This window comes from Bacillus sp. CPT56D-587-MTF (assembly GCF_058792335.1).
In genome coordinates this window covers 3774636-3796740 of sequence record NZ_JBYTEF010000001.1, presented here as the reverse complement: position 1 = coordinate 3796740, position 22105 = coordinate 3774636, and the positions used below count along the sequence as shown (strand labels likewise).

At 37.1% G+C, this 22105-nt stretch carries 21 protein-coding genes and 2 pseudogenes; 21 read left to right on the top strand and 2 right to left on the bottom strand.

The features are described 5' to 3' along the window. The first annotated feature begins 15 nt into the window (after positions 1-15). Entirely contained in the window at positions 16-579 is a 564-nt protein-coding gene (locus AC3WVZ_RS19475) for a PRK06770 family protein (protein ID WP_233935290.1), read from the top strand. Between the two features lie 241 nt (positions 580-820). On the opposite strand, the gene AC3WVZ_RS19470 is transcribed toward AC3WVZ_RS19475, so the two are convergent. Then, positions 821-967 (bottom strand): YycC family protein, encoded by a 147-nt coding sequence (locus tag AC3WVZ_RS19470; RefSeq protein WP_001247671.1) that lies wholly within the window; start codon positions 965-967, stop codon positions 821-823. Between the two features lie 50 nt (positions 968-1017). On the opposite strand from AC3WVZ_RS19470, the gene AC3WVZ_RS19465 reads away from it, so the two are divergent. Further along, complete coding sequence (locus tag AC3WVZ_RS19465; RefSeq protein WP_000172575.1) at positions 1018-1746, top strand: glycerophosphodiester phosphodiesterase; 729 nt, start codon at positions 1018-1020, stop codon at positions 1744-1746. Between the two features lie 49 nt (positions 1747-1795). Here AC3WVZ_RS19465 and AC3WVZ_RS19460 read toward each other — a convergent pair whose 3' ends face one another. Then, positions 1796-2029, bottom strand: a complete 234-nt coding sequence (locus AC3WVZ_RS19460) for a DUF2627 domain-containing protein (protein ID WP_001190211.1) — start codon at positions 2027-2029, stop codon at positions 1796-1798. A 137-nt stretch (positions 2030-2166) separates the two neighbouring features. Between AC3WVZ_RS19460 and AC3WVZ_RS19455 the strand changes: the two genes are divergently transcribed. The 19 genes and pseudogenes from AC3WVZ_RS19455 (at position 2167) to AC3WVZ_RS19365 (ending at position 22084) form a co-directional block, all read left to right on the top strand. Continuing rightward, the gene (locus AC3WVZ_RS19455; protein WP_233935289.1) at positions 2167-4239 is read left to right on the top strand and encodes a sigma-54 interaction domain-containing protein; all 2073 of its coding nucleotides are present in this window, start codon (positions 2167-2169) and stop codon (positions 4237-4239) included. Between the two features lie 195 nt (positions 4240-4434). Further along, the gene (gene yqiS / locus AC3WVZ_RS19450; RefSeq protein WP_000764678.1) at positions 4435-5334 is read left to right on the top strand and encodes a phosphate butyryltransferase; all 900 of its coding nucleotides are present in this window, start codon (positions 4435-4437) and stop codon (positions 5332-5334) included. Between the two features lie 34 nt (positions 5335-5368). Next, positions 5369-6469, top strand: coding sequence for a leucine dehydrogenase (locus AC3WVZ_RS19445; RefSeq protein WP_000171355.1), 1101 nt, complete (start codon positions 5369-5371; stop codon positions 6467-6469). Between the two features lie 87 nt (positions 6470-6556). Next, positions 6557-7660 carry a butyrate kinase gene (gene buk, locus AC3WVZ_RS19440; RefSeq protein ID WP_000115781.1) on the top strand — a complete coding sequence of 368 codons (1104 nt, stop codon included), beginning with the start codon at positions 6557-6559 and terminating at the stop codon, positions 7658-7660. 4 nt (positions 7661-7664) lie between these two features. After that, positions 7665-9086 (top strand): dihydrolipoyl dehydrogenase, encoded by a 1422-nt coding sequence (gene lpdA, locus AC3WVZ_RS19435; RefSeq protein WP_001051289.1) that lies wholly within the window; start codon positions 7665-7667, stop codon positions 9084-9086. Positions 9087-9113: 27 nt separating this feature from the next. After that, positions 9114-10115, top strand: a complete 1002-nt coding sequence (gene bfmBAA, locus AC3WVZ_RS19430; protein WP_000852551.1) for a 3-methyl-2-oxobutanoate dehydrogenase subunit alpha — start codon at positions 9114-9116, stop codon at positions 10113-10115. A 13-nt stretch (positions 10116-10128) separates the two neighbouring features. Continuing rightward, positions 10129-11112, top strand: coding sequence for a 3-methyl-2-oxobutanoate dehydrogenase subunit beta (gene bfmBAB, locus AC3WVZ_RS19425; RefSeq protein ID WP_000290071.1), 984 nt, complete (start codon positions 10129-10131; stop codon positions 11110-11112). Positions 11113-11127: 15 nt separating this feature from the next. After that, complete coding sequence (locus tag AC3WVZ_RS19420; RefSeq protein WP_000257660.1) at positions 11128-12447, top strand: dihydrolipoamide acetyltransferase family protein; 1320 nt, start codon at positions 11128-11130, stop codon at positions 12445-12447. Between the two features lie 128 nt (positions 12448-12575). Beyond that, positions 12576-13945: pseudogene (locus AC3WVZ_RS19415) on the top strand (IS1182-like element ISBth7 family transposase); the annotation flags it as partial. Positions 13946-14381: 436 nt separating this feature from the next. After that, the gene (locus AC3WVZ_RS19410) at positions 14382-15560 is read left to right on the top strand and encodes an FtsW/RodA/SpoVE family cell cycle protein (RefSeq protein ID WP_000831181.1); all 1179 of its coding nucleotides are present in this window, start codon (positions 14382-14384) and stop codon (positions 15558-15560) included. Positions 15561-15668: 108 nt separating this feature from the next. Continuing rightward, positions 15669-16373: a DUF421 domain-containing protein gene (locus AC3WVZ_RS19405; RefSeq protein ID WP_000550974.1), complete on the top strand. Its 705-nt coding sequence runs from the start codon at positions 15669-15671 to the stop codon at positions 16371-16373. Positions 16374-16443: 70 nt separating this feature from the next. Further along, positions 16444-16908: an NUDIX hydrolase gene (locus AC3WVZ_RS19400; RefSeq protein ID WP_000542536.1), complete on the top strand. Its 465-nt coding sequence runs from the start codon at positions 16444-16446 to the stop codon at positions 16906-16908. Positions 16909-17029: 121 nt separating this feature from the next. Then, positions 17030-17434 (top strand): annotated as a pseudogene (locus tag AC3WVZ_RS19395) (YjdF family protein); the annotation flags it as partial. Between the two features lie 147 nt (positions 17435-17581). Continuing rightward, on the top strand, positions 17582-17995 hold the full coding sequence (locus tag AC3WVZ_RS19390; RefSeq protein ID WP_001979317.1) for a BrxA/BrxB family bacilliredoxin: 414 nt from the start codon (positions 17582-17584) through the stop codon (positions 17993-17995). Between the two features lie 252 nt (positions 17996-18247). Continuing rightward, a complete protein-coding gene (locus AC3WVZ_RS19385; RefSeq protein WP_233935287.1) occupies positions 18248-19027 on the top strand; it encodes a transporter substrate-binding domain-containing protein in 780 nt (259 codons plus the stop codon). A 36-nt stretch (positions 19028-19063) separates the two neighbouring features. Further along, a complete protein-coding gene (locus AC3WVZ_RS19380) occupies positions 19064-19723 on the top strand; it encodes an amino acid ABC transporter permease (RefSeq protein WP_001046916.1) in 660 nt (219 codons plus the stop codon). Then, the gene (locus AC3WVZ_RS19375) at positions 19716-20438 is read left to right on the top strand and encodes an amino acid ABC transporter ATP-binding protein (RefSeq protein WP_233935286.1); all 723 of its coding nucleotides are present in this window, start codon (positions 19716-19718) and stop codon (positions 20436-20438) included. The genes AC3WVZ_RS19380 and AC3WVZ_RS19375 overlap by 8 nt, the downstream gene beginning before the upstream one ends. A 100-nt stretch (positions 20439-20538) precedes the next feature. Next, entirely contained in the window at positions 20539-21507 is a 969-nt protein-coding gene (locus tag AC3WVZ_RS19370; protein ID WP_000472671.1) for an aromatic acid exporter family protein, read from the top strand. Between the two features lie 16 nt (positions 21508-21523). Next, the gene (locus AC3WVZ_RS19365; protein ID WP_001146566.1) at positions 21524-22084 is read left to right on the top strand and encodes a L,D-transpeptidase; all 561 of its coding nucleotides are present in this window, start codon (positions 21524-21526) and stop codon (positions 22082-22084) included. Positions 22085-22105 lie beyond the last annotated feature (21 nt).

Below are 22105 nucleotides of genomic sequence, written 5' to 3'. Positions count from 1 at the left end.
ATAGGGAGAAGGGGAATGGAAAATAAAATTTCAACTTGGCTAGGAATAGTAGCAGCTATGGGAGTTCTTGCTATTGCAGTTACATTTGGAATGTTAGAACTTGCAGATAATCCAGTAGATAAAGAAGTGAGCGCTCAAATAGATAAAAAAGAAGACCAAACAATAGTAGGTAGAGAGGTGGATGGGGTCTTTGTTGATGTGTATGTTACTGAAAATTCTACTGAAAGCGAAGTCATTACAGCGATGCATCGCATGACTCATCAAAAAGTGGTGGCAGAACGAAAATCGGGCTCTATCCCAATGATTCAAAGTAATGCTGAAAAATTAAAAGAAATTATAAATAAGAGTAGCTTTACGAAGAAAAATGAACTTTTAGCAATTGCTGATAGATGGGCGGAAAAAGATTTTAGTAAAATTTTAGAAGATCACAATTATTTCTCGGATGCTCAAGAAGATAGCGTTTGTAAAGTAACTAGAGCAATGGATGCGTTAGAAGAGCAACATTATATTTTAACTACATTCGGGGAGGAAAAAGCGAAAGAACTATACGAATCAGGGGATGCTCCGCACGTTCAATAAAAAATAATATAAAGGACTTCTCTAGTTTTTTTATTATCGTGTTTTAAGGACGTAATGGGACTTATAAATAAATGGTCTGCTTTCTTTATGACGTGTAACAAAAAAGAAAAGATGTGATTCATTATTAAATGATGAAGGAACGGCTAAATCACATCGTAGTACATCTGTTAAAGGATTTTAGTAGGAAAGGCATCCGTGATATAATAGAAAATAATAAAAAGTCCTGCAAAACAGGACTGTATTATTCTTCGTCTTTATTTTGTTTTTCTAATTCAACTAGCTTTTGAATTAAAATGTGCTGCGGCATATGCATGAGTTGTTCAAGTGGAACACCTAGTGCTTTTGATAAGCGGACTGCAGTATCTGGAGAGATTTGTAATGGTCTCATAGAAGTACCTCCTTTTTCGTATAGTATAGCATAAGATTGGGGGAGTGAGGATGACTCTTATATTTGCACATCGTGGTGCGGCTGGAACGTACCCAGAAAATACAATGATTTCATTTGAAGCGGCTGAGTCTTTTAGAGCGGATGGAATTGAACTTGATGTTCAATTAACGAAAGACGGAAAAGTTGTCGTCATTCATGATGAAACGGTGGACCGGACAACAAATGGAAAAGGTGCGGTTCGGAATTATGTATATGAGGACTTATGCAAGTTAGATGCAAGTTATAAATTTGGTGATAAAGTAGGTTTTTGTAAAATACCACTTTTAGAAGAGGTATTAGAATGGCTTGCACAAACGAGTTTGCTACTTAATATTGAACTTAAAAATAATAAAATTCCATACAGAGGTTTAGAGGAAGAAGTTATAACGCTTGTACGGAAATTTAGTCTAGAGGATCGTGTTATATTTTCTTCGTTTAATCACTACAGTATGAAACGGTGCCATATGATGGCTCCTGATATTCAAACAGCAATTTTATATCGCGAAGGTTTGCATAGTCCGTGGGCATACGCGAAAAAAATGGGGGCTACAGCAGTACATCCGAATTATCGTTACCTTCAAGATGCTATTGCCGAACTAACGATGGAAAGTGGTGTAGAGGTTCGCCCTTATACAATTAATGAAGAAACGCTTATGCGTAAATATTTTGATATGAATATATCGGCGATTATTACTGATTACCCTGAAACGGCCAGAACGTTAATGCCAATAAAAAAATGAGACCGCGTGTAACGGTCTCATTTTTTTATTTATAAATAGTGGGGCATTCCTATCTTCTAAAGCGAGCTTGTACTTTATTTCGTTTACGGTCTCGGTGCAAGACGAAGCCACCGAAGATATAAAACCCGAGCCCGAAGCAGAGAGCGCCGATTAAAAATTGTAACCACAGTATAGAGATTGGTGGAAATAGAATCCCGAATACAGTATCTCTCATTAACTTTATACCAAACACAGCTAATGAAATAGGGATGAGTGCTAATAGTAGAGCAACGTAACGCTGCATACATAACGCTCCTTTTCAGATTATTTCGTATATTTTAATGATGTTATAAGAAAAGGGGGTTTGTCAAGAGGGTGCTGAACGAGTAAGATAAAGGTGTGAAAAAATTTGCAGAGTTACTTCGAGAGGAAGTGGGATATATGAAACAAAAAGTATTAATTGTTGGTGCAGGTGAAGGCGGGAGCGCACTGCTGAATCTGTTACAAAGTTCGAATATATTTCAAATTATAGGGATTATTGATATAAATCCGTTGGCAAAAGGACTACAAATTGCTAAGGAATACGGGATTGCAATTGGAGAAAGTGTAACTCCATTTCTTTCTATGCATATCGATGTAATATTTGATATGACAGGTGAAGATGATGTGCATAAGGTTTTATTGGAAAAAAAGAAAAAAGACACTCTTCTTATACCAGGTGATATCGCAAAAATTGTTACAGGATTAGCGCATGAGAAGGAAGGGCTGATTGGGCGATTAGAGGAACAAACGCAACAAGGAGAATTAATTTTAAATTCTACACATGACGGCATGATTGTAATTGATCGAGAGGGACAAGTTCGTCTTTTTAATAAAAGTGCAGAGCGTATTATCGGATATAAAAAAGAAGAGGCGATAGGAAAATATATTTTAGAAGTCATTCCAACTAGTAAATTACTTCGCATTATACGTACGAAACAAATAGAGGTAAATTATGAACTAACATTAGAGAATGGAAAGAAAATTATTACAACGCGTATACCGATATTAAAAGAGGGCGGAGAGGTACAAGGGGCATTTGCAATTTTTAAAGATATAACAGAAGTTGTAGATTTAGCGGAAGAAGTTACAGATTTAAAGGAGATTCAAACACTATTAGAGGCAATTATTAACTCATCTGAAGAAGCAATTTCGGTTGTGGATGAAAAAGGAAGAGGTTTAGTCATTAACCCGGCATATACGAAATTAACGGGTTTAACAGAAGAAGATATTATTGGGAAGCCTGCTACAACTGATATTGTAGAAGGCGAAAGTATGCATATGAAAGTACTTCGAACGCGTCGTGCGGTGCGCGGAATACATATGAAGATTGGGCAAAAAAAGCGCGATGTAATTGTAAACGTGGCACCAGTCATTGTGGATGGAATATTGAAAGGAAGCGTCGGCGTTATCCGTGACGTGTCGGAAATTCAAAAGTTAACAAATGAATTGAATAGAGCAAGGCAAATTATTCGCACATTAGAAGCGAAATATTCATTTGATGATATTGTCGGGAATTCAGATGAAACAACGGCAGCTATCGAACAGGCGAAGCTAGGAGCAAATACACCAGCAACAGTGCTGTTACGCGGTGAATCTGGGACTGGTAAAGAATTGTTTGCACATGCAATCCATAATGGAAGTAATCGAAAATACAATAAGTTCGTCCGTGTAAACTGTGCGGCCATTTCGGAGACGTTGTTAGAAAGTGAATTATTTGGTTATGAGGAAGGGGCGTTTTCTGGAGCGAAAAGAGGCGGGAAACGTGGGTTCTTTGAGGAAGCAAATAACGGTAGTATTTTTTTAGATGAAATAGGGGAGTTATCTGCAAATACACAAGCGAAACTCCTTCGTGTACTGCAGGAAAAAGAAATTGTAAAAGTTGGTGGAACGAAAGCGATACCTATTAATGTTCGAGTAATTGCAGCGACGCATGTGAATTTAGAAAAGGCTATTCTAGAAGGGAAGTTTAGGGAGGATTTATATTATCGATTAAATAAAATCCCAATTCAAATTCCATCTCTTCGTCAACGTAAAGGAGATATACCGACAATTGCGGACAGATTGATTCAAAAAATTAATCAAGATTACGGTCGTAATGTAGAAGGGCTCACTGATTCAGTCATTTTATATTTACAATCATACGAATGGCCAGGGAATGTGAGGGAACTTGAAAATATTCTGGGAAGAGCTATTATCTTTATGAATTATAACGAGACCTATATTGATGTACACCATTTACCGCCATTACATAACGAAGAGCAGGTGGAGTCAAAGCAATCTCATTTATTACCTGAATTAGAAGAAAAGCCACTTGAACATTTAGTGACAGAGTTTGAAGGGAATATTATTCATGAATATTTGGAGAGATTTGATGGGAATAAAACGCAAACTGCAAAAGCGTTAGGAATTTCCGTTCGAAATTTATATTACAAGCTAGAAAAGTATGACCATGCAAAAAATAGCATGCAATAAATTGCGTACCGTGCAATTTATTGCATGGTATACAAAAAGCGACAAAATAAGACAGAATCTTTTGTTATTTTCCAAAGTATTGATTTTACTGCATTTTGAATGCGTTTTCATTATTGGTAAGACCACTTTTAAAAGTTGGCACGGTATTTGCTTTATAAATAGACGAGGGACGACGGAAAGGGTTGATTACAAAATATGAAGTTAGAATACTTAATTGATCAAGCAGCAGGGCAGCCTAAAAAAACTGTAGCTGTAGCAGTAGCTGAAGATCATGAAGTAATTGAAGCTGTAGCGAAAGCAATTAAATTACAGTTAGCTCAATTTCGTCTATATGGAAATCAAGAAAAAATAATGGGGATGCTACAAGAACATGGTTTACAAACTTCAGAACATGTTCAAGTGATTGCAGCAATGTCTAGTGCAGAGGCTGCAGAACTTTCTGTTAAAGCTGTGAGAAATGGTGAAGCAGACGTGCTTATGAAGGGGAACATCCCAACAGCGAATATTTTGAAGGCTGTGTTAAACAAAGAGTGGGGCCTACGTAAAGGTAGCGTACTTTCACATGTAGCAGCATTTGAAGTTCCAAATTACGATCGTCTTATTTTCGTTACAGATGCAGCGATGAACATCGCACCTGATGTAACACAAAAAGCTGCTATTATACAAAATACTGTAGAAGTTGCCCGGGCAATAGGAATCGACTTGCCAAAAGTGGCACCAATTGCAGCAGTAGAAGTTGTGAATCCAGCGATGCAGGCGACAATTGATGCAGCGATGTTAACACAAATGAATCGCCGCGGACAAATTAAAGATTGTATCGTTGATGGACCACTTGCTTTAGATAATGCAGTATCACAAATTGCAGCAGAGCATAAAGGCATAGTAAGTGATGTAGCAGGTAAGGCAGATATTTTACTCGTCCCAACGATTGAAGCTGGAAATGTGCTATATAAATCACTCGTATACTTTGCGGATGCAAAAGTAGGAGCAATGATTGCTGGCGCAAAAGCACCGATCGTTTTAACATCTCGTGCTGATTCAGCAGAAACAAAAGTATATTCATTAGCATTGGCAGTTGCGACTGCTTCAAAATAAACCAAAAAGGGTAAAACATTAGGGGGAAACGACAATGACATTAGAAATCTTCGAATACTTAGAAAAATATGATTATGAGCAAGTAGTATTTTGTCAAGATAAAGAATCTGGTTTAAAAGCAATTATTGCAATTCATGATACAACACTTGGACCGGCTCTTGGTGGAACAAGAATGTGGACATATGATTCTGAAGAAGCGGCGATTGAAGATGCATTGCGTCTTGCAAAAGGGATGACATACAAAAACGCAGCAGCTGGTTTAAACTTAGGTGGTGCGAAAACAGTAATTATCGGTGATCCTCGTAAAGATAAGAGCGAAGCAATGTTCCGTGCACTAGGACGTTATATCCAAGGATTAAACGGACGTTACATTACAGCTGAAGATGTTGGTACAACAGTAGATGATATGGATATTATCCATGAAGAAACTGACTTTGTAACAGGTATCTCACCATCATTCGGTTCTTCTGGTAACCCATCTCCGGTAACTGCATACGGTGTTTACCGTGGTATGAAAGCAGCTGCAAAAGAAGCTTTCGGTACTGACAATTTAGAAGGAAAAGTAATTGCTGTTCAAGGCGTTGGTAACGTAGCATATCACCTATGCAAACATTTACACGCTGAAGGAGCAAAATTAATCGTTACAGATATTAATAAAGAAGCTGTACAACGTGCTGTAGAAGAATTCGGTGCATCAGCAGTTGAACCAAATGAAATTTACGGTGTTGAATGCGATATTTACGCACCATGTGCACTAGGCGCAACAGTTAATGATGAAACTATTCCACAACTTAAAGCAAAAGTAATCGCAGGTTCTGCAAATAACCAATTAAAAGAAGATCGTCATGGTGACATCATTCATGAAATGGGTATTGTATACGCACCAGATTATGTAATTAATGCAGGTGGCGTAATTAACGTAGCAGACGAATTATATGGATACAATAGAGAACGTGCACTAAAACGTGTTGAGTCTATTTATGACACGATTGCAAAAGTAATCGAAATTTCAAAACGCGATGGCATAGCAACTTATGTAGCGGCAGATCGTCTAGCTGAAGAGCGCATTGCAAGCTTGAAGAATTCTCGTAGCACTTACTTACGCAACGGTCACGATATTATTAGCCGTCGCTAATCATTCATATATAACTTTTACAAAAGGTGTGGTTACCTCTTATGAGGTTTCCACTTCCTTTTGAATTTATTAGTGGAGGTAGCAACATTGTCTGTAAATCGAATTCTTGTTATTAACCCAGGTAGTACATCCACAAAAATTGGTGTTTTTGATAATGAAAGACCCGTTCTAGAAGAAACGATTCGTCATGACGTAGAACAGATTGGAAAATATAAGAGAATTATCGACCAATATGAGTTTCGAAAAGAAACGATTTTAGAAGTTCTACATTCTCATGGTATTAACATTTCAAAATTAAACGCTGTTTGTGGGCGTGGTGGATTACTTCGTCCAATCGAAGGCGGTACGTATACAGTAAACGATGCGATGTTAGAAGATTTGAAAAATGGCTTTAGCGGTCATCACGCTTCAAACCTTGGAGGCATTTTAGCATATGAAATTGCTTCTGGATTAAACATTCCTGCATTCATTGTAGATCCTGTCGTTGTAGATGAGATGGAGCCGGTTGCTCGTATAAGTGGCATTGCTGGTATGGAACGCAAAAGTATCTTCCATGCATTAAATCAAAAAGCAGTTGCTCGTAAAGTAGCTGAACAGTTAAATCACAAATACGAGGATTTAAATTTATTAGTTACACATATGGGTGGCGGTATTACAGTTGGTGCTCATAAAAAAGGAAGAGTAATCGATGTGAATAACGGTTTAAACGGAGAAGGACCATTTAGTCCAGAGCGCGCTGGTACAGTACCAGTAGGGCAACTAGTAGAAATGTGTTTCTCTGGTGAGTATTACCGTGATGAAATGATTAAAAAACTTGTCGGACAAGGTGGACTTGTAAGTTTAATCGGTACAAATGATGCGATTAAAGTAGAGCAAATGGTTGAAAAAGGTGATCCTGAAGCAACTCTTATTTATAAAGCAATGGCATATCAAGTTGCAAAAGAGATTGGCGGAGCTAGCGCTGTACTTCACGGGAAAATCGATGCAATCGTATTAACTGGTGGACTGGCATACAGTAAAATTCTTGTCGATGAAATAAAAGAGCGAGTGGACTGGATTGCAGATGTTATCGTACATCCAGGCGAAGATGAGTTAGAAGCGTTAGCAGAAGGAGCACTTCGTGTATTACGTGAAGAAGAAGCTCCAAAAGAATACGTTGTACGTGAAAAAGAAACGGTAGCTAGGGGTTGAGATAATGGCAAAAGAATATGATTTAGTCATCGTTGGCGGCGGTACTGGTGGATATGTTGCTGCAATTCGTGCATCACAACTAGGGTTAAAAACTGCACTAGTCGAAAAAGAAAATCTTGGTGGTACTTGTTTACACAAAGGATGTATTCCTAGTAAAGCTCTTTTACGTAGTGCGGAAGTATATGCAACTGCTAAAAAAAGCGAAGAGTTCGGAGTTATTGCAAGCAATGTAGAACTAAACTTTGCGAAAGTACAAGAGCGTAAAGAGAAGATAGTAACGCAGCTTCATAAAGGCGTTCAACATTTAATGAAACAAGGTAAAATTGATGTGTTTGAAGGTATTGGCCGTATTCTTGGCCCATCTATTTTCTCTCCGATGCCAGGGACAATTTCAGTTGAACTTGCAAGTGGAGAAGAGAATGAAATGTTAATTCCAAAAAATGTACTTATTGCAACAGGTTCTCGTCCAAATTCATTACCAGGTTTAGAATTAGACGGAGAGTACGTAATGTCTTCAGATCATGCTCTAAAAATGGAAACGCTTCCTAGTTCGATTATTATCGTTGGTGGCGGTGTAATCGGTATTGAGTGGGCATCTATGCTTGCTGACTTCGGTGTAGAAGTTACAGTATTAGAGTATGCGAAAACGATATTACCACTAGAAGATCAAGACGTTTCAAAAGAAATGCAACGTCTATTCAAGAAAAAAGGTATTAAAGTGGTAACTGGTGCAAAAGTATTACCAGAAACATTGGTAAAAGATAATGGAGTAACAATCCAAGCTGAACACAACGGTGAAAATAAAGAATTTAAAGCAGAAAAAATGCTTGTATCTGTAGGAAGACAAGCGAATACGCAAAATATTGGCTTAGAGAATACAGATATCGTTGTGGAAAAAGGATACATTCAAACAAATGAGTTTTATCAAACGAAAGAATCGCATATTTACGCAATTGGAGATGTAATCGGTGGCCTGCAACTCGCTCACGTTGCTTCTCACGAAGGAATTGCTGCAGTAGAACATATTGCAGGGAAAGAAGTTACACCAATCGATTACTCTATGGTATCAAAATGCGTATATAGCAGTCCGGAAGTTGCTTCTGTCGGTTTAACAGAACAAGAAGCGAAAGAAAAAGGCTATAAGTTAAAAGTAGGTAAGTTCTCATTCCGCGCAATCGGAAAAGCACTTGTATACGGAGAATCAGATGGTTTCGTAAAACTTGTAGTTGATGAAGAGACAAATGACATTCTTGGTGTTCATATGATTGGACCGCATGTAACAGATATGATTTCTGAAGCGGGTCTTGCAAGAGTACTTGATGCAACACCTTGGGAAGTAGCACATACAATTCATCCGCATCCATCATTATCTGAGGCGATTGGTGAAGCAGCACTTGCTGTAGATGGAAGAGCGTTACACGCATAAAAATGTGGATTTAGGAGGTTATGAAAAATGGCAGAAGTAAAAGAAAAGCGCCATGAAGAGCTTGGCTTAAGTGATGAGCAAGTATTAGAAATGTTCCGTACGATGTTACTTGCACGTAAAATCGACGAACGTATGTGGTTATTAAACCGTGCTGGTAAAATTCCATTCGTAATTTCTTGTCAAGGACAAGAGGCTGCACAAGTTGGAGCGGCGTTCGCTCTTGATAGAGAGAAAGATTATGCATTACCATACTACCGTGATATGGGTGTTGTACTAGCATTTGGTATGACAGCTAAAGAGCTTATGTTGTCTGCTTTCGCGAAAGCTGGAGATCCAAACTCTGGTGGTCGTCAAATGCCTGGTCACTTCGGTCAAAAGAAAAATCGTATTGTTACAGGTTCATCTCCAGTAACAACGCAAGTACCACATGCAGTTGGTATTGCATTAGCTGGAAAAATGGAGAAGAAAGATTTAGTAACGTTCGTTACATTTGGAGAAGGTTCTTCAAACCAAGGTGACTTCCATGAAGGGGCAAACTTTGCTGGTGTACACAAACTACCTGTTATTTTTATGTGTGAAAATAACAAATATGCAATCTCTATTCCAGTTGAAAAACAATTAGCATGTAAAAACGTATCAGATCGTGCGATTGGTTACGGTATGCCTGGATATACAATAGACGGAAACGATCCGCTTGCAGTATATAAAGCTGTAAAAGAAGCAGCAGATCGCGGTCGCCGTGGTGAAGGCCCAACTTTAATTGAAACAGTATCATATCGTTTAACAGCACATTCTAGTGACGATGATGATCGTGTTTATCGTGATAAAGAGGAAGTAGAAGAAGCAAAGAAAAAAGATTCAATTATAACATTCGCGGCTTATTTAAAAGAAGCTGGTGTATTAACTGAGGAATCGGAAAAACAAATGTTAGACGAAATTATGCATATCGTAAATGAAGCAACAGAATATGCAGAAAATGCTCCGTATGCAGCACCTGAAGATGCATTGAAGCACGTATACGCAGAATAGGGGGGAACGTTTCATGGCTGTAATGTCTTATATTGATGCTATTACATTAGCAATGCGCGAAGAAATGGAACGCGATGAGAAAGTATTCGTTTTAGGAGAAGATGTTGGTAAAAAAGGTGGCGTGTTTAAAGCGACACACGGTTTGTATGATCAATTTGGTGAAGATCGTGCGCTTGATGCACCGCTTGCAGAATCTGCAATTGCTGGGGTAGCAATTGGTGCGGCAATGTATGGTATGCGTCCAATCGCTGAAATGCAGTTTGCTGATTTCATCATGCCAGCAGTAAACCAAATTGTTTCTGAGGCAGCAAAAATTCGTTATCGTTCTAATAATGATTGGACTTGTCCAGTTACAATTCGTGCACCATTTGGCGGGGGTGTTCACGGTGCATTGTATCATTCACAATCTGTAGAAGCGATGTTTGCAAACCAACCAGGTTTAAAAATCGTTATCCCTTCTACACCATATGATGCAAAAGGCTTATTAAAAGCAGCCATTCGTGATGAAGATCCAGTATTATTCTTCGAACATAAACGTGCATATCGTTTAATTAAAGGTGAAGTGCCGGAGGATGACTACGTATTACCAATCGGAAAAGCAGATGTAAAACGTGAAGGTGATGATATTACAGTTATCACGTACGGATTATGTGTTCATTTTGCTCTTCAAGCGGCTGAAAAATTAGCACAAGATGGCATCTCTGCACACATTCTTGATTTACGTACTGTATATCCATTAGATAAAGAAGCAATCATTGAAGCAGCTTCTAAAACAGGTAAAGTTCTTCTTGTAACAGAAGACAATAAAGAAGGAAGCATTATGAGTGAAGTGGCAGCAATTATTGCTGAAAACTGTCTATTTGATTTAGATGCGCCAATCGCACGTCTTGCAGGTCCAGACGTTCCAGCAATGCCATATGCACCAACAATGGAAAAATTCTTTATGGTAAATCCAGATAAAGTTGAAAAAGCAATGCGTGAACTTGCGGAATTTTAATCGGGGGGACTATACATGGCTGTAGAAAATATTACAATGCCTCAGCTCGGGGAGAGCGTTACAGAGGGCACAATTAGTAAATGGCTCGTTAATGTTGGCGATCACGTAAACAAGTATGATCCGCTTGCAGAAGTAATGACTGATAAAGTAAATGCTGAAGTACCATCTTCTTTCACGGGGATTGTAAAAGAGTTAATCGCTGGTGAAGGTGATACGTTAGCTGTAGGTGAAGTAGTTTGTGTGATTCAAGTAGAAGGCGCAGATGAAGTAGCAGCAACAGCTGTTGAAGAAAAAACGAAAGAAGAACCAAAGGCAGAAGTAGCTACGTCTGAAAAAGCACCGAAAGTAAAACAACCAACTGATGGAAAACCACGTTTTTCACCAGCTGTGTTAAAACTTGCGGGTGAGCATAACGTTGATTTAGATCTAGTAGAAGGTACGGGAGCAAACGGCCGTATCACTCGTAAAGATATTTTAAAGCTAGTGGAATCTGGAAATATTCCGCAAGCAGGTGCAGCGAAGAAAGAGGAAGCTGTAGCGGCAGTAGTAGAAGCTCGCCCAGAAGCACCAAAAGCAGCACCAGTAGCGCAAAAAGTAGAAGCTGCGAAACCAGTTTCTGTACCTACAATGCCTGGAGATATCGAAATTCCAGTAACAGGTGTGCGTAAAGCAATCGCAGCAAACATGTTACGTAGTAAACATGAAGCACCACATGCTTGGATGATGATTGAAGTAGATGTGACAAACCTTGTGTCATACCGTAACTCAATTAAAGGTGACTTTAAGAAGCGTGAAGGCTTTAACTTAACGTTCTTTGCTTTCTTCGTAAAAGCAGTAGCACAAGCGTTAAAAGAGTATCCTCAAATTAATTCAATGTGGGCTGGCGATAAAATTGTTCAGAAGAAAGATATTAACCTTTCTATCGCTGTTGCAACAGAGGAAGAACTATTTGTACCAGTAATTAAGCAAGCGGACGAGAAAACAATTAAAGGTATCGCTCGTGAAATTACAGAACTTGCAGGAAAAGTACGTACGAAATCGTTAAAAGCAGACGAAATGCAAGGTGGAACATTTACAATTAATAACACAGGATCATTCGGTTCTGTTCAATCTATGGGTATTATTAATTACCCACAAGCGGCTATTTTACAAGTTGAATCAATTGTAAAGCGCCCAGTAATTATGGATAATGGTATGTTCGGTGCTCGTGACATGGTTAACTTATGTTTATCACTTGATCACCGAGTACTTGATGGTTTAATTTGTGGTAAGTTCTTAGGGCGTGTTAAAGAAATTTTAGAAAACATGTCAGAAAATAATACATCTGTATATTAATAAAAAGCTCGCTTATGCGAGCTTTTTATTCAGGCTGTGGAGAAAGTCTTCTCCACAGCCTGTTTTTGTGTCTGAACCTCTTTTTATGTGTCAACACTGATAAAAAAGAGGAAAAGGAGAGATTTTTTATGATGGGTGCTTTAAAAAATCATCGTGATGAGCGTGTATCTGTTTCTGTAGAAGAGTTGGTTCCACAAGATCATTTCCTTCGTGCAATTGAAGCGACAATTAGTTTTGATTTTATTGAAGAGAAGTTACGCCCTTATTACTGTGAAAACAATGGACGCCCGTCCATTCATCCTATTGTTTTATTTAAGATGATGTTTATTGGATATTTTTACGGTATTCGTTCTGAGCGTCAATTGGAAAAGGAAATTAAAACGAATATTGCCTACCGTTGGTTTTTAGGGTTTTCTCTATCGGATACTATTCCGGATCACTCTACAATCAGTTGGAATCGTCGTACTCGTTTTATTCATACAAATATTTTCGAAGAAATTTTTGATGAGATTGTGAGACAAGCGACGGAGCACCGGATGGTAGGAGGACGTGCACTGATGACAGATTCTACACATATTAAGGCCAATGCCAATAAAAATAAATTTGTACATAAATATAAAAAAGAAAAAGCAAAGTTTTATATAGACGAGCTAGAAGCTGCGGTAATCGAAGATCGTGAGGTACATGGAAAAAAGAATTAAAACCTAGAAAGGAAAGTGATACCCCTACCAAAAAAACTCGTATAAGTACAACGGATCCAGATAGTGGATTTTTAATGAGAGATGGAAAACCAAATGGTTTTCATTTCTTGGATCATCGTACGACTGATGCGAAGTACAATATTATTACAGATACCTATGTAACGGCTGGAAATATGGCAGATTCCGAGCCGTATTTAGCACGCCTCCAAGCTCAGATTGATAAATTCGACTTCAAAGTAGAAGCTGTTGCCCTTGATGCTGGCTATTTTACAGGATATATCTGTAAGAAACTATCAGAACGGAATATATTTATGGTGATGGGGTATCGCCGATTTGGAAAACGGAATAAAGAAGTACCGAAAAGCCAATTTAAATATGTAGAAGAAATGAATGTTTTCGCTTGTCCGATGGGATGTATTCTAGAATATGTAACAACTGATCGTGAAGGATACCGTCAATACAAATCGAATCCAGAAGACTGCGCTGTTTGTCCGTTACGTGAGGTGTGCTTTTCAAAGAAACAAAAACAAAAAGTTATCACTCATCATGTGTGGGAGAAATATAAGGATATTGCTAGAAAAAACAAGCTAACAGCTACAGGGAAAAGGTTGTATAAAGTACGCTGTTCCACTATAGAGCGAAGCTTTGCAGACGCCAAAGAACTACATGGCTACCGCTATGCCCGGTTTCGAGGGCTGAAGTCTGTCCAAATGCAAGCTTATCTCACCGCAGCTTGTCAAAACATGAAAAAAATAGCCCTCCACCTGACCAAAAAGGGTCAGGTGGAGGGCTATTTTTTAAAATTCTATTATTTTATGTTGTTTTTATTCGCTAAAATCAAAAAAGATTCCAGAGTGTTGGGAACCCTAAAGGGTTTCCCAACACTCTGAATAAAAAGCTCGCTTATGCGAGCTTTTTATTATCTTATTTCTTCATCTACATCCTACTATATGTATAAATATCTTTCCCAGTAATCTTACAATAAACGATTATGTATTAGGAATTTACGAAAATACATTGCTGATATATGGTATATGGATATAAAATAAGAAAAGAATAATTTTTTTGGCAAATCTTACTGATGAAACTGTAGTATAATATATTGTATTGTATGAAAAAGAGAGTTATTCTATATAAGTGTTTTATAGATAATGTGTAATCAGTCGTCAAAACATGAAGAATGTTGACTCCTGGTTTTTTATTTTTGCCGTAACAATGTTTCAGGAGGATGTCATGAAAAGAAGTACCGAGTTTCTAAAAAGTTTAGATGTAAAATTAATTTTAATTTTGTGTGCACTATGTGTGACGAGTATAGCTGCTATATATAGCAGTCAGCAAACGGGACAGTATGGAGCTGCAAACTTTGCTATGAAACAAGGTGTTAACTACATAATTGGGGTTGTATTGTTACTTCTTGTTGCAAGCATTGATTTAGATCAGTTACAAAAATTATCTTGGCCGCTTTATATTGCTGGGTTTGCTTCACTTATTCTTTTGAAAGTATTACCACCATCAGGTTTTACACCTGAAAAATTAGGTGCAAAAAGATGGTTTGTTTTCCCAGTATTTGGACAAATTCAGCCGTCTGAGTTTTTCAAAATTGCATTGCTACTTGTAGTAGCGAGTATAGCAGTAAAACATAATGCACAGTATATGGCAAGGACATTCCAAACAGATTTAAAGCTAGTAGGTAAAATTATGCTAGTGTCACTTCCACCTATGGCGGTTGTATATAGTCAACCTGATACAGGTATGGTGTTCTTATATGCTGCTGCTATTGCATGTATTCTATTTATGTCAGGTATTCAAAAGAAATTGATAGCATTATGTACAGTTATTCCGTTGACCATATTATCTGCTTTAATATTTATTTTCTTTAAGTATCAAGATTTTTTCTATAATAATTTAGTTACTTTACTAAAACCTCACCAACAGTCGCGTATTGTAGGTTGGTTAAATCCATTTGAAAATGCAGATCAAGGTTATCAAACGCAACAATCGATTTTAGCTGTAGGTAGTGGAGGAATGGAAGGTAAAGGGTTTGGGGGAGGAAGCGTCTATATCCCAGAGAAGCATACTGACTTTATTTTCGCTACAATTGCCGAAGAAGGTGGATTTATCGTAGCAGCCTTAGTTGTCTTCTTGTTCCTATTACTACTATATCGAACAATTATTATTGGTTATTCCGCTGATAATTTATTTGGTACATTATTATGCGCTGGATCGATCGGTATATTAACAGTTCAAATATTCCAAAACATCGGTATGATCGTTGGATTAATGCCTGTAAAAGGTATTGCATTACCTTTCTTATCGTATGGGGGAAGTTCCTTATTCTCGAATATGATTATGATGGGGCTCATACTATCGGTACGGAAAACGTATAAAAAATATATGTTTTCAGTTAAGTAAAAAAAGCTGGTTCGTTTTTAAACGAACCAGCTTTTTTTACATATATGCTCATAAACGTTGCAAACTAAAACAGGTTAGCAGTTTGAGACGGGTAAGGAGTGCAAAGTGATGCATATGCATATTTTTGAAGGAGCACGGCATCTTTCTAGTAGTGAATGGGTTATTCGGGCTATTATAGCATACATATTTTTAATATTAGTTGCGAAAGCGATGGGACAAAGGTCTATCGCACAACTTCGTTTTTTAGATGTTGTATTAGTGTTATTGCTTGGTGGGAATATTTCTAACGCATTGTCTGATGAAAAAGTAGGGTTACTGGGCTCGATGATTACAACGTTCATACTCGTTGTACTTCATATTATAAGCTCAGTTTTAATGCTGAAATGGGATAGATGGAGACGTTTTTTAGAGCCAGCACCTATCATTCTTATACATAATGGTTCCATTGATTTTAGCAATTTGAAAAAGGCGAGAATTACCGTGGAATATTTGTTTTCGGAACTTCGTATGCGAAATGTGAGCGATATTCAAACGATTAAATTAGCATTATGGGAAGCAAACGGTGTCGTTTCTATATTTCGGTATCCAGAATATGAAGCAGTTTCGCGGCTTGATCTTAAAGTGGCGGGAAAAAAATCTCCAGTTTCTTTTGTATTAGTAAAGGATGGGAGGATACAGAAAGATGTTCTTGCATTATTAGGAAAAACAGAAGCTTGGGCGAGAGAATTTCTAGAGGAGAGTACAGAAGTGGAATCTATTATGTTAGCTACAGTAGATGAATCACATAAAATAAATATTTTGTTAAAAAAATGAAAAATATACGCATTTTGTCGTTTCGAACATATGATACAATAGTGTGGACAACGAAAAAGGAGGCGATACGGTGGGATATGTAGAAGAATTACGAAAAATAGTTGGTCATCGCCCTTTAATTTTAGTTGGTGCTGTTGTACTCATTATAAATGAAAATGGATATGTTTTATTGCAGCAGCGGACAGAGCCGTACGGAAAATGGGGGCTACCTGGCGGGCTAATGGAGCTTAGTGAATCACCAGAAGAAACAGCTTATCGTGAAGTATATGAAGAGACAGGAATAAAAGTGAAGAACTTGCGACTAATCAATGTATTTTCTGGAGCGAACTACTTTACAAAATTAGCAAACGGTGATGAATTTCAATCTGTAACAACCGCCTATTATACAGATGAATACGAAGGGGATTTTGTTATGAATAAAGAAGAAGCAGTTCAGCTTAAATTCTTTTCAGTAACAGAACTACCTGACTATATTGTAGGATCGCATAAAAAAATGATTGCTGAATATATGAAGATTATGGAAAAAAAGATATAATCATAGTGAAAGAAATACAAAAACACAGTTCTGGTTGGTAGTCCAGACGCATGATTTCATGTCAGTAACCTTCCCCTCCGGGATGTCCTGTATTTCTAATCTTTTAAAGGAGGGGCTGTCAATGGATTTGACAGTATATCACGATGGCCAATTTTTTGTTGGAATCATTACATGTAAAGAACAAAGGAAATTGTATGGGGCGAGGTATATTTTTGGGGCGGAACCGTCAGATGAAGAAGTGCTTATGTTTGTGAATGGTTCACTTTTAGAGCATTTTCAGCACTTTGCAAAATGTGGTGTAGAAGTTAAAGAAAAACAGCGTCCTAAAAACATAAAGCGTATCATACGACAAGCAGCAAAAGAAATAAATATTAAACGTTTTACTAAGGCGCAAGAGGCGATTAGTTTATCTTATGAATTGCATAAACAAGAAAAGAAAGTGCAGTCTAAAGAGAAGCGAGAAGCTGAAAAAGAAAGAAGACGTTTAATGAAAGTACAAAAAGCAAAGCAAAAACATCGTGGTCATTATAGAAAAGGTGTTAGAGCAAGAGCTCTAACACCTTTTCTATACTTAAATACAAGTAAACTTACTTGTATTTCATAAACATTAACTGGTAAGATACAAATAGGTAGTTTTAGAGGAGGGAAAAGAGTGATTAATTTTAACTTTTTTATGAATGATGTTGTCCGCCAAGCGCGTGAAGAGATTGTCTCTGCTGGATATACAGAATTGACGACGCCAGAAGCGGTAGAAGAAGCGTTTAAAAGAAATGGAACAACACTTGTAATGGTAAACTCTGTATGTGGTTGTGCAGGTGGTATTGCTCGTCCTGCTGCTGCGCATTCCGTACATTATGATAAACGTCCTAACCACCTTGTAACGGTGTTTGCAGGTCAAGATAAAGAAGCGACAGCAAGAGCGCGTGAATATTTCGAAGGGTACCCACCTTCTTCTCCATCATTTGCTTTATTAAAAGATGGAAAAATTGTAACGATGGTAGAGCGTCATGAAATTGAAGGTCATGAACCGATGCAAGTTATTGCGAAACTACAATCATATTTTGAAGAGAATTGTGAAGAACTATAAAAAATAAGAGAAAAGGCGGCACGTCCACAATCAAGTGGATGTGCCGCCTTTTTTATTTATTATTAAAATTTATGGAATATGCATAGTTGTGTTATTTTATGCACCATTTTATACATAAAAAATAGCATTTATATTGTTTTGTTATTTATTTTTATTTTATATATTGCATAAAAATAAAAGTGCTGATACAATACAAACATCGAATAAATATTCTATTAAACTTTTAAATATACATCATTAGGGGGAAGAAAGATGAAGAAGTTAGTATCAATATTGTTTGCACTTATTTTAATTGTAAGTATATTCAGCGCTTGTAGTAATGGGGAATCGAAAGAAACAAAAGGAAATAAAAAAGTACTCGTAATGGGAACTTCAGCAGATTATAAACCTTATGAATATGTAGATGCGTCAAAGAGCGATGAAATTATCGGCTTTGATGTTGATGTTGCTAAATATATCGGAAAAGAACTTGGGTATGAAGTGAAAGTGAAAGATATGGATTTTGGTGGTTTATTAGCATCTCTTAGTTCAGGAAAAGTTGATTTCGTAATGGCAGGCATGACGCCAACTGCAGAGCGTAAAAATAATGTTGATTTTACAGATATTTATTTTGTTGCGAAAAATATGGTCGTTTCTAAAAAGGATTCTAACATTAAATCTGTAGAGGATTTAAAAGGGAAAAAAGTAGGAGTACAAACAGGGTCTATTCAAGAAGAGAAAGCAGCAGAATTTAAAAAACAAGTAGATTTCCAGGTTGAGGGACGTGACCGTATACCAGAAATCGTACAAGAAATTAAAGCTGGTCGTTTTGACGCTGCAATTATAGAAGACACAGTTGCTAAAAATTATTTAGAGAAAATGAAAGATTTACAAGGAGTTGAAATTAAAGAAGCGCCAGAAGAAGTTGGAGCAGCAATTGCCCTTCCGAAAAACAGTGATAAAACAGCTGAATTTAATAAAGTAATTAAAAAAATGCAAGAAAATGGAGAAATGGATAAATTAGTGAAGAAATGGTTTGGCAGCGGAAAATAAGCTGCCTTTCACTTTTCTGTGAGAGGAATGAAAAGAATGAACTTAGATTTTTCGGCGATTACGCCTTCGATACCATATATACTAAAAGGTTTAGAAGTTACTTTGAAAATTGTAGCAGTATCAGCTTTAGCAGGATTTATTTTAGGAACGCTATTAGCACTTTGTAAAATTGCTAGAATACGAGCATTAAATATAGCAGCAGATTTTTATACATCAATTTTTCGTGGTACACCCCTTGTATTGCAATTAATGATTATTTATTTCGGTGTCCCGCAAATAATTGGTTATGAAATACCAGCATTCTTAGCTGCTGTACTTGCATTTAGCTTGAATTCAGGTGCATACATGTCAGAAGTAATTCGTGCTGGTATTCAAGCGGTGGATAAAGGACAAACAGAAGCAGCAATGGCTTTAGGGGTACCATACGGAAAAATGATGAGAAATATTATTTTCCCTCAAGCATTAAAAAATATATTACCAGCGCTTGTGAACGAATTTGCGACACTTACGAAAGAATCGGCTGTAGTAACAGTAATAGGCGCGACTGATTTAATGCGTCGTGCTTACATCGTAGGCGGTGAGACATTTAAATATCTTGAACCATTACTTTTTGTTGGACTGATTTATTATATGTTAGTCATTATTCTTACATTAGTCGGGAAGGCAATTGAAGGGAGAATGAAGAAAAGTGATTAAAATTGAAAACCTTCATAAATCATTTGGTAAAAACGAAGTATTAAAAGGAATTACAACAACGATTGAAAAAGGGGAAGTAGTTGCAATTATAGGACCTTCTGGATCAGGAAAATCAACATTTTTACGTTGTATGAATATGTTAGAAGCACCAACGGATGGTCACATTTGGATTGGAACGGAAGAAGTAACGAATCCGAAAACGAATGTTATGCATGTTCGTGAAAATGTCGGTATGGTATTTCAACATTTTCACTTATTTCCTCATATGACTGTATTAGAAAATATTACGTATGCTCCTACCAATGTAAAAGGGGTAACGAAGCAAGAAGCTGAAAAGAAAGCTGAGAAATTTTTAGAAAAGGTTGGACTAGTAGATAAAAAAGATACGTATCCAAATCGTCTTTCGGGAGGACAAAAGCAACGTGTAGCAATTGCAAGAGCGTTAGCAATGGAACCCGAAGTTATGTTATTTGATGAACCGACATCGGCGCTAGATCCAGAGATGGTGAAAGAAGTGTTAGAAGTCATGAAATCGTTAGTTACGACAGGAATGACGATGGCTATCGTTACACATGAAATGGGCTTTGCAAAAGAAGTGGCAGATCGTGTTCTTTTCTTGGACGGAGGAAAGCTTGTAGAAGATAGTGCGCCAGAAGAATTTTTTGCAGCGCCGAAAAGTGAACGTGCGCAACAATTTTTACAAAAAATATTGTAATATGAAAAGGTTATGTGAATAATAAGTAGAAAAGGATGACATTGTGTCATCCTTTTTTTATACTAGCTGTAAATACGTTTATACATATAGGAGTAATGATATGTTTAAAATTGGATACCGTACAGTAAAAACAGCAATAGGGACAGGCGCGGCAGTTTTTATTGCTCAGTTATTAGGGTTGGAATTTTATAGTTCAGCAGGTATTTTAGTTATTTTATGTGTACAAAATACGAAGCGCAAATCGCTTCAAGTGTCGTTACATCGTTTTCTAGCTTGTGTATTATCAATGGTATTCGCGTTTTGTATTTTTGAAACGATCGGCTATACACCACTTGCAATTAGCATATTGTTACTTACATTTATTCCGACTGCAGTAATGCTTAAAATTCAAGAAGGCATTGTCACGAGTTCAGTTATTGTTATGCATCTATATTCATTGAAGCAAATTACATGGCTTATAGTTGGAAATGAAATTGCTATATTAACGATAGGGATTAGCGTGGCGTTATTAGTAAATATGTATATGCCGAGTAGTGAAAATAAGCTAAAAGAGTATCAGGATAAAATAGAGAGCAATTTTAAAACGATTTTGTTTGAAATGGTTGTGTATTTACGAAATCGAGAAAGTAGTTGGAGTGGGGCAGAACTCATTGAAACCGAGAATATGTTAAATGAAGCAAGAGATTTATCGTTTAAAAAACTTGAGAATGCATTTATGCGAGAAGATGATTATTACTATCGTTATTTTAATATGCGTATGCAACAATTCGAAATTTTAGAGCGAATGATACCACTAGCAGCTTCTTTATCATGGACATATGAACAAGCTGATATGATTGCAGATGTTGTTGAAAACATTGGTAATGCTATTAGCCCTGAGAGTACTGGCGTTATTTCCTTAAGGCAGCTTCAAGAAATGAGGGAATTATTTAGAGACATGCCATTACCAGCTACACGCGAAGAATTTGAGATACGTGCGAAACTTGTTCAACTTGTGTATGAAATGGAACAATATTTACTCATTAAAAGTCGCTTTAAGGGAAAGGATAATATAAAAGAACTTATATAGAAGGTAGGAATTATCTATGCCGTATCTTCTCTCTATCATATTATGTCTTTCTTTATCGCCGATTTGGCCTCTTGGGGATAATCCACGTGCCGGAGATCCTTTTATTATTGTAAATAAAGCAACGAATAAATTAGCTTACATTGACGATGGAAAGATTCAAAAGGTTTTTCCAGTAGCGACAGGGAAAACGAATGAATTAACTCCAGAAGGAACTTTTGATGTTGTAATGAAAGCGAAGGATCCGTATTATATTGCGAAGGATATTCCAGGTGGGTCGCCAAAAAATCCACTTGGGTCAAGGTGGATTGGATTTAATGCAAGAGGAACTGATGGAAGTAAATATGGAATACATGGAACAAACCAACCGAGTTCAATTGGAAAGTATATTTCACAAGGGTGTATAAGAATGAAGAAAAACGATGTGGAATATTTGTTTGATCGCATTCCAATTGGAACGAAAGTATGGATTGTGAAATCGAAAAAATCATTTCAGCAATTGGCAAAAGAAAAAGGAGCCGTTGCATATGAAAAAGCCAACGAAAAGGTTGGCTTTTTCTATTATAATAAGTTGTCTTGACATGTGTACATAACCGTGCGT